We start from the raw sequence: 7,984 nt of genomic DNA on the forward strand, positions 1-7,984 counted from the left end.
GCCCGGGTGGCCTCCTCGACCGCGCGCTGCCGCTTGTCGTCCAGTCCACGCAGGTAGAGCCCGACCCCCGCTGCCGCCACAGCGCCGAGCGCCCACCCGGCGCAGGCGCCGAACATCAGCTGTGCTGGTCCCTGCCACACGGCACGCAGCAAGATGAGCGCCACCGCCAGCCCGCTCAGACCCGCCGACACGACCGCCCGCCCCCCTGGTGAGCGCCGGACGGTAACAGCGGTCAGGACCAGGAGCACCGACACCTCACCCACCAGCAACGGCGCGCTGTCGCTGACCCTCCCGGTCAGCGGATGCGCCAGCGTGACGGCCAGCGAGACCGCCCCGGCGGCGCCCGCCCCCCAGGCAACCGAGAGCCGGCGCAGTGCGGTGACCGGCGACCGGCGTGCCATCTCGCCGCGCCGGTCCTCCGCTCCGCCAGACGGCTTCATGCCGCGAGCCTAGCCACGCTCGGCCGCCGGCTCAGCCTCCAGGCGCCCGCCGCGTCCGCACACCCGGCAGGCGCCGCGGCGGCGCAGGTAGTAGGCGAGGGTGGCGGCGGCCAGGGCGACGCCCCACACCGGCCACGCCAGCGACGGCGCCCACGTCGCCCACATGGCCCAGTCATCGAACCCGTGCACCACCCGCAGCCGCCAGTAGGTCAGCCCGCCCGACAGCACGATCAACGACACGATCGAGGCGGGAATGATGGCCAGCATGGGCGGCACCGGCCTGCCCGCCTTGAACCAGATCCATCGCGGGTAGACCTCGCCCCAGCGCTGCACGAGCCCGAGGGTGAGGATCGCACCGCCCAGGCCGATCAGGCTGAGGAACAGTCCGCCCCAACGCAGCCCCGACTCATCCAGCCACCGCCAGAACTCCTCGGTGACCCCCAGCGGGATGCCCGCCGCCCAGGCGAAGCGGCTGGCGTCGTACAGGGCCGGGATGGCCGCCGCGACCACCACCGCCCACAGTCCCCAGCGCCGCACCGCCTGCGGCGTGGCCCAGCGCGCCGGCCCTTGCCGGCCCCGCCCGCACGTCATGCACCTGGCCGCCGTGCGCCACTGGTAAGCCAGCGCAGCCAGCGTCCACAGCAGCCCGCCCGCCAAGATGATGAACAGGTTGATCCGCGACCACGGCACCAGTTCCGACATCGGCTGCCCGCCCGGCACCCCGGTGAAGGCGAACACCGCCAGCAGCGGCGCGTAGGCCACCAGCATCAGCACCCGGTTGTCGGTGACCACCACGGTCAGCACGACCGCTGCCAGCCAGGCGAACCCCAGCAGCACGGCACGGCCTCGCCGGACCCCGCGCGCAATCGCCAGCCCGGCGACCGCCCCCAGCGCGCCGAGCACCGCGATCAGCGGTGCCGCCACCTCCCGGGTCGCCTCCCCTAGCACCGACAACCCCGGCTCCCAGTCGGGATCACTCCTGCCGAAGGGAAACCCGCTGCCGCCCAGCGCCCAGAACAGCCCGAGCGCCCCGTAACACAGCGACCAGACGGCCGCCGCATACCCGGCCCAGTGGGGCCACTTCGCCATTACCTTCCTCATGGCTCAAGCCTCGAGCACGCCCCACGCCGGGCCTATCCGCCGACCGGCAGATCTTCCCCTGGCCTGACACCCACCGCTCTGCCAAAGGACAGACACGGACCACAAGATCACCAGACTGGCGGCATCTGACAGACGAGGACAAGCTGCTCCGTGATCGAACCCCGCGCCCGCGGTCGACCCTCTCCAACTCGCCGCCGTGTTCGACCTCGGCTCCAAGACCGCGATGGCGTCCAGCGACGACGCCATCACGCCCGAGGCCACGATGCAGGTGCTCGAGCCGGTGATCGCCCTCCTGCAGGACCTCCCCGAGCAGGACCGGCGAGCCCTCGCCGAGCTGATCAACCACTGCGCGCAGGAGGAAACCGACCCTGAGCGGCATCTGACGGCCTGGGAAACGCCCGAAACCCTGGGACTCCTGCTCTGAGGGCATCGGTGCCCCTGATTGCCGGCAAAGGTAGGCCGATCGATAGGGTGCCAAGTCACGACCGCACCCTGTTCCGATCCACGGGGCCAGTCATGAGCTCTGCAGCTTGCGGCACCTCCACGGCTGCCTTGCGATGCCTGCCCCCTTTGGGGCGAGGAGGCGATCTTGACCACGGGGCAGTCAGGCCCCGGTCGACGCGTCAGGAGGAATGAGTGGCACAGATTATCGCCGAGGTCTCACGGACGTTCAACGAATATCTGCTCTTGCCGAACCGGACCCGCACCGACTGCTCGCCTGCGGCGGTTGACCTGCGCACGCCCTTGGTACGGCACTTCGGAGGCGAAGAATCGGCGATCGAGCTGCACGTCCCGTTCACCTCCGCGATCATGCAGGCCGTGGGCACACCCGATCTCGCGATTGCACTCGCGCGCAATGGCGGTCTCTGCTTCCTGCACCACAACCAACCGATCCTGGACCAGGCGGCAGCGGTCCGGCAGGTGAAAAACTTCAAGGCCGGTTTCGTCACCAGCGACACGAACGTCCGGCCCGACGATAGCCTGAGCCTCCTGGCAGACGTCATGCGCCGCACCGGCCACAGCACCGCTGCGGTCACCCACGACGGGACCGCCGCCGGCCGCCTCCTCGGACTGGTGACGTCCCGCGACTTCCACCCCCAACGCCATGACCTCAACGGACCGGTCAGCGGCCGGATGACCGCCCTCGCCGACCTTCCCCATGCCGGCCCCGACATCACGCTCTCTGAGGCCAACGCCCGGTTGTGGGACGAGCGCCTGGACTGCCTTCCGGTGCTGGATACTGAGGGCCACCTGCTGCATCTGGTGTTCCGATCCGACTACACCGACAACAAGCGCTTCCCGAACCAGGTCGTGGATGCCGCCAAGCGCCTGCGCGTGGGCGCGGGCGTCAACACGCATGACTACCAAGAGCGCGTCCCGGCCCTGCTGGAAGGAGGCGCGGACGTGCTGTGCTTCGACTCCTCCGACGGCTACAGCGACTGGCAGGCACAGGCACTGACCTGGGTGAAGAAGCACTATCCGGAGATCCCAGTCGGCGGCGGCAACGTGGTCGACGGTGAGGCGTTCACCTTCCTCGCCGAGGCCGGTGCCGACTTCGTCAAGGTCGGCGTGGGCGGCGGCTCCATCTGCATCACCCGCGACCAAAAGGGCATCGGCCGCGGCCAGGCCAGCGCGGTTCTCGACGTCTCTGCGGCTCGGGACGCCTTCCGCGAGCGCACCGGCGAGTACGTGCCGATCTGCTCCGACGGCGGGCTCGTGCACGACTACCACGTGGCCCTGGCTCTGGCGATGGGAGCCGACTTCGTCATGATGGGGCGTTACTTCGCGCGCTTCGACCAGGCAGCCGGCGCGAAGCTGCCCACCCGCGAGGGCTTCGTCAAGGAGTACTGGGGCGAAGGATCGAACCGCGCCCGCAACTGGCAGCGCTACGGTCAGGGAGGCCAAGGGCTGGTCTTCGAGGAAGGGGTCGACGGCTACGTCCCCTACGCCGGCGACCTCAACGAAGGGCTCGCCCTGACGATCGCCAAGCTCAAGACCACGATGGTCTCCTGCGGCTCCATCACGCTGCCAGAATTCCAGTCCACCGCCCGGCTCACTCTTGTCTCGGACCAGAGCTTCCAGGAGAACCACGCCAGCGTCACCCTGCGCGACGCCCCGCCGGCACTAACCTGAGAAGCTGCCAGCCGACTCGGTCGGCCGTCTTGCTTCACGGTGTCACCCAGGCAGTCCGACACCAGCGTGCCAGACAGGGGTCGCCCACACTCGCCCGAAGCTTTCTTCGGCGGCTACTCCGCGTAGGGCTGGTCCTCTCCCTGGGCGCTGTAGCCGAGGCTCCAGATGTAGCCGTCCGGGTCCGCGAAAGAACCGCCGTATCCGCCCCACGGCAGGGGGCCGGCGGGCTTGAGGATCGTAGCGCCGGCCTTCTCGGCCTCCGCGATGATCTCGTCGACCCGCGCTTCGCTGCGGACTACGTAGGTGAGGACCAGCCCGCTGAAACCGCTGCCCTGCGGGCTCGTGCCCACCTGGTCTGCCAGGCCCTCGCGACCGTAGAAGCCGACGGGCGAGCCGCCGTCCGGTTCGAAGAACACCGAGACGCCGTAATCGTGCTGGACCTTCCAGCCGAGCCCCTCCGTGTAGAACCGCTTGGACACCTCCATGTCCCGGACGCCGAGGAGGATCGAGCTCACGTGCGCTTTCATGCCTTGTCTCCTTTGTGCGTAAGGGGTGATGCACATGAGCCTCACGCTACGGAGGCCGGGCAACCATCGCTTCTTCAATCCTGATCGGTTTGGCGAGCTGTTTCGCCACGCAGGGCTTCTATGTCAATCTGGCCGGGAACTCCCGGACACGGACCCGAGCGGACGGCCTCGCGTTGGAGGTCGCCGAGCACAACGTGCTGGTCAACGCGATCGCCCCGGGGCCTGTCGAGACGCCGCCCGTGGACACGGGGCCCCCTGGTCACAGGGGCGCCTATGATCGCGTGGCCGAGGGCCTGTGGAACTGCCTGACGTCGCCACCGTGCCCATAAGGGGTCGGCCAGGGCCTTGACGCTTCGCGGGAATCCCTCTCACCTGGTCGGCTGGGCCGCCCCTTCGGCGCCGGGCTGCCCGGCCGCCTACGGGCGGACGAGGAAGACGTTGCCGAGCGAACGCTGGCCCGTCGCGTCAGAGGGCCGGTTCACGATGCCGGCGCCCGAGGTCACCATGACGCTGGAGCCGCCGCCGTCGAGGTTCATGGCCTCACGCGCGCCGAGCAGCTTCATGAGCTCACCGGTCTGCGCGATCCCGAGCCCTTCGCTGTAGCCGTCCTGCCGCCCGTCGATGACGACCAGCATGAGGCGCCCCTGCTGGTCCATGCCGATCATCGACCGCGGGTTGGCGCGTACGGCCCAGTTGTAGGTGAAAGTCTGATCCGTGCCCTCGCGGATGAGCCCGTCGGCCGCGGCGTTCACCGACACCTTCCCGTCCGTGACGAGGGTGGGGCCGACTTGGAGGATCGTGGTGTCGGGGGTGAGCGCCACGTGCCGGCCCCTGCTGTCCTCGACCCGCTCGCTCACGCGCAGCCGCTCGCCCACCTTCGCGTGCTCGAGCAGCCAGGCGGCGCTGTCGCCGATGGCCTGCACGGTGGACCCGCCGGTGGGGACGCCCGCGCCGCGCGAGGTGTTCACCGCTGTGACCTTGCCGCCGGCGTCGAGCACGACCTCAGCTCCCGCGCCGGCGGGCGGCGTGCCCCATTCGGGGGTGAACAGCACCAGCTCGCTGCTGTCGGTGCACTTCAGGTCGTGCTGCGGCTTCTCCGTCGGTTGGTCGCCGCCCACGCCGCCGCAGTTCCAGATCTCGCCCGGCACCCGGTTGACGCCGTCGATCTCGACACTCTCCCGGCCGGCCCGCAGGCTCACGTGGGCGGTGTACGCGTCCACGTCCACCGACCGCCCACCTCTGGTGATCTTGATTCCGGCGCGCCCCTGCGTGGCCGAGCCGATCAGCTTGCCGTCCTTGACGTACATGCCGCCGGGCGCGTTGTTGTAGAACCACTGCGCGTTGATCCCGGCCACCGCGCCCGCCGCGGCGGCGAGGTCGGTCAGCTTCTCCGTGCCGTTCAACGCCGGTCCGAATTCGGTGCCGACCGTGCCGCCGAACTCGCGGAAGTCCACGCGGAGCACGTGCACTTTCTGGGGCGCCCCCGGGTCGGTGCCGTCCTGCGCGGTGTAGCGCGTGCCCCCGGCGAACCCGGCCGCCCTGATCTTGGTGAGCGCGGCCGACGCCTCGGGGCTGGTGGCGTACTGCCCGACCCGGACGATCCAGCCGAGCGTACCCGCCGGATGATCGGCGTACGCGGGTGATGAGACCTCCTCGACCCGTGGCTCGAACCCCTTCTCCCGCACCGCCCCGGCCACGCGATCGGCGATCTCCTTCGCTCCCAGGGCGGTGTTGGCGGTGTTGAGCGGCCCGTCGATCGTGCCAGGCAGGTACACCTGAACCGTCCAGTAGTCGCCGCTGTCCTTGGCCCCGAGCGACATCGAGGTCAGGGTCACGCCGGGCGCCACGGTGGTGCTCACGGGCGGCGAGCTCAGCGGCAGCCTTCCGCCGAAGAAGGAGTCCTCCGGTGTGGCCGACGCGGCGGGCGCGTTAACGGCCAGCACGGTCACGACCGCCGCGAGGGCCGAAAGGGTGCTCCGGCGCATGTACGTCCTCATTTCATGAGCGAATATGTGCGTCGTGCAGTCAAGGGCTCGCGGATGGCCCGGAACCGAACGCGAGAGGTTTCCCGCGGAGCACCCTGGTGAACAACTCCGCCTTCCGCACATACCGTCGCCCCGTCACACAAGGGCGCGGCGGTCAGCGTTCAGAGGCGGTTAGCCGCGGATGACACCCTTCGTGAGCAGGAAGCATCCGTACGCCCGGGTCTCGCCCGTCGCGACGACGACGGAGGCCCGGCGGGCTTCGGCGTAGAAGTCGGGCCGGTCCACGACCCGCACGCGGACCTGCCGTCCCTCGACCCGCTCCACGACGTCGCCGACCTCGCGCGCGACCGGAGGGAGGGCGTCCGGATCGCCGACCACGGCCATCCGCGCAACGGGCTCCGGCTCGAAGTCGTCGATCGGCAGCAGGGTCAGGATGGCGTCGACCGCGGTGACGACGTCGACGCCGTCGAGCCGGACGACGGGGACGCCCGGCGCATAGGCGGGATAGTTGGCGTCGACGACGGCGAGCGTGTCGCCGTGCCCCATCCGGGCGAGCGCCGCGAGGAGCTCCGGGCCGATGAGCGGGTGGATGTGCTTGAGCATGTCGTCCTCTCAGCCGCCGATCGGCGCGCGCACGAGCCGCGGCGGCCGGGTGATGCCCGACCGGCTCGAGGAGCGCCCGCGCAACGGGGATCCACGGTAGTAGCGGTCCGCAGCGCTCGGCGCCACGGCGATCTCGAGCCACACCTCCCGGCCGGCGAACCGGCCGAGGGCGAAGCGGTACGGCGGCCACGCGGCCCGCCCGACGGGCTCGCTGTCGGCGAACACCTCGACGGCGTCCTGCACGCCGTCGAGCACAAGCTCCCATTCCCCCGGCGGGAGCCGCACCTGCCGGACGTAGGTGACCGCACCGTCCAGCGGCTCGGGGAGCTGCTCCTCCAGCGGCGTCTCCACGCTCACGGGCACCCCTTCACGGCCGGCGAGCGCGAGCGTCCATCCGTCCGTCAGAGGGATCTCGTCCTCGGGCACGCGCACCGCGCTGACACAGACGATTTCCTGCGCGTCGACGCGCAGCACGGACGAGCGGTCGGCGTCGCGGGTTTCGACCTGGCCGGTCGAGGGCGTCCACCGGGAGACGCGCCATCTCCCCTCTGGGAGCTCCACGACCAGATGGGCCGGCGTGTCCGCGTCGTTGAAGGCGGCCGCGTACAAGGTCGCGTCCCGGTCACGGCCGGTCCGCGTCCAGAGGGTCCTCCGGTCCACGGGCGTGATCGCGATCGCGTCGCCCCCGCGCACGTCGTGGAGGAGCTCGAGCACATCCTCGGGAGCAGGGGAAGGGTCCGACGCCCTGGCACCGTCGCCGGCGACCAGCGTCGGCCCGGACGTCACGACCCGCACCCCGGCCGCGCGGGCGCCGGCGAGGGCTTCACCGAGGCCCTCGGCCAGCGTCAGCTGCACGCCCGGGAGGACAACGCAGCGGTAGTCGGCGTCGCCGATGCGGATGCGCCCGCTGTCGCTGCGCGAGCCCGCGACGGCCCTCTCGTCCACGATCCGGTACGGCACGCCGTGACGCGCCATGGTCTCCGCCCACACGGCGAAGTGCGCGCCGGCAGGGTGCGCCGGGCCGTGCCCGGCGATCGTGCTCAGCGGATAGACGAGAGCGACGTCCGTGTCGGGATCGAACTCGTCGAGGAACTGCGACATCTGATGGCCGCCAGCTGAGAGAACCCAAGTCCACCTACCTGGGGATCCTCATGACCGTTGACAGGCTGGCTGGTACGCCGGAGGGACGCCTGAG

The 7,984-nt window shown here is 70.6% G+C and carries 7 protein-coding genes and 1 pseudogene; 2 read left to right on the top strand and 6 right to left on the bottom strand.

The window, feature by feature from the left end:
* Both AB0J09_RS48910 and AB0J09_RS48915 read right to left on the bottom strand, forming a co-directional pair.
* Positions 1 to 440: pseudogene (locus AB0J09_RS48910) on the bottom strand (hypothetical protein); the annotation flags it as partial.
* Between the two features lie 9 nt (positions 441 to 449).
* Positions 450 to 1,529, bottom strand: a complete 1,080-nt coding sequence (locus AB0J09_RS48915) for a hypothetical protein (protein ID WP_360707635.1) — start codon at positions 1,527 to 1,529, stop codon at positions 450 to 452.
* A 208-nt stretch (positions 1,530 to 1,737) separates the two neighbouring features.
* Between AB0J09_RS48915 and AB0J09_RS48920 the strand changes: the two genes are divergently transcribed.
* Together AB0J09_RS48920 and AB0J09_RS48925 are read left to right on the top strand one after the other, a co-directional pair.
* Complete coding sequence (locus tag AB0J09_RS48920) at positions 1,738 to 1,965, top strand: hypothetical protein (RefSeq protein WP_360707638.1); 228 nt, start codon at positions 1,738 to 1,740, stop codon at positions 1,963 to 1,965.
* Positions 1,966 to 2,177: 212 nt separating this feature from the next.
* Entirely contained in the window at positions 2,178 to 3,674 is a 1,497-nt protein-coding gene (locus AB0J09_RS48925; RefSeq protein ID WP_360707640.1) for an IMP dehydrogenase, read from the top strand.
* Positions 3,675 to 3,787: 113 nt separating this feature from the next.
* On the opposite strand, the gene AB0J09_RS48930 is transcribed toward AB0J09_RS48925, so the two are convergent.
* The 4 genes from AB0J09_RS48930 to AB0J09_RS48945 form a co-directional block, all read right to left on the bottom strand.
* Entirely contained in the window at positions 3,788 to 4,201 is a 414-nt protein-coding gene (locus AB0J09_RS48930; protein ID WP_360707643.1) for a VOC family protein, read from the bottom strand.
* Positions 4,202 to 4,617: 416 nt separating this feature from the next.
* On the bottom strand, positions 4,618 to 6,186 hold the full coding sequence (locus AB0J09_RS48935) for a phosphodiester glycosidase family protein (protein ID WP_360707645.1): 1,569 nt from the start codon (positions 6,184 to 6,186) through the stop codon (positions 4,618 to 4,620).
* Positions 6,187 to 6,357: 171 nt separating this feature from the next.
* On the bottom strand, positions 6,358 to 6,789 hold the full coding sequence (locus tag AB0J09_RS48940; RefSeq protein WP_360707648.1) for an RbsD/FucU domain-containing protein: 432 nt from the start codon (positions 6,787 to 6,789) through the stop codon (positions 6,358 to 6,360).
* Positions 6,790 to 6,798: 9 nt separating this feature from the next.
* Positions 6,799 to 7,890, bottom strand: a complete 1,092-nt coding sequence (locus AB0J09_RS48945; protein ID WP_360707650.1) for a hypothetical protein — start codon at positions 7,888 to 7,890, stop codon at positions 6,799 to 6,801.
* Positions 7,891 to 7,984 lie beyond the last annotated feature (94 nt).

This window comes from Nonomuraea sp. NPDC049784 (assembly GCF_040659615.1).
Taxonomy (GTDB): Bacteria; Actinomycetota; Actinomycetes; order Streptosporangiales; family Streptosporangiaceae; genus Nonomuraea.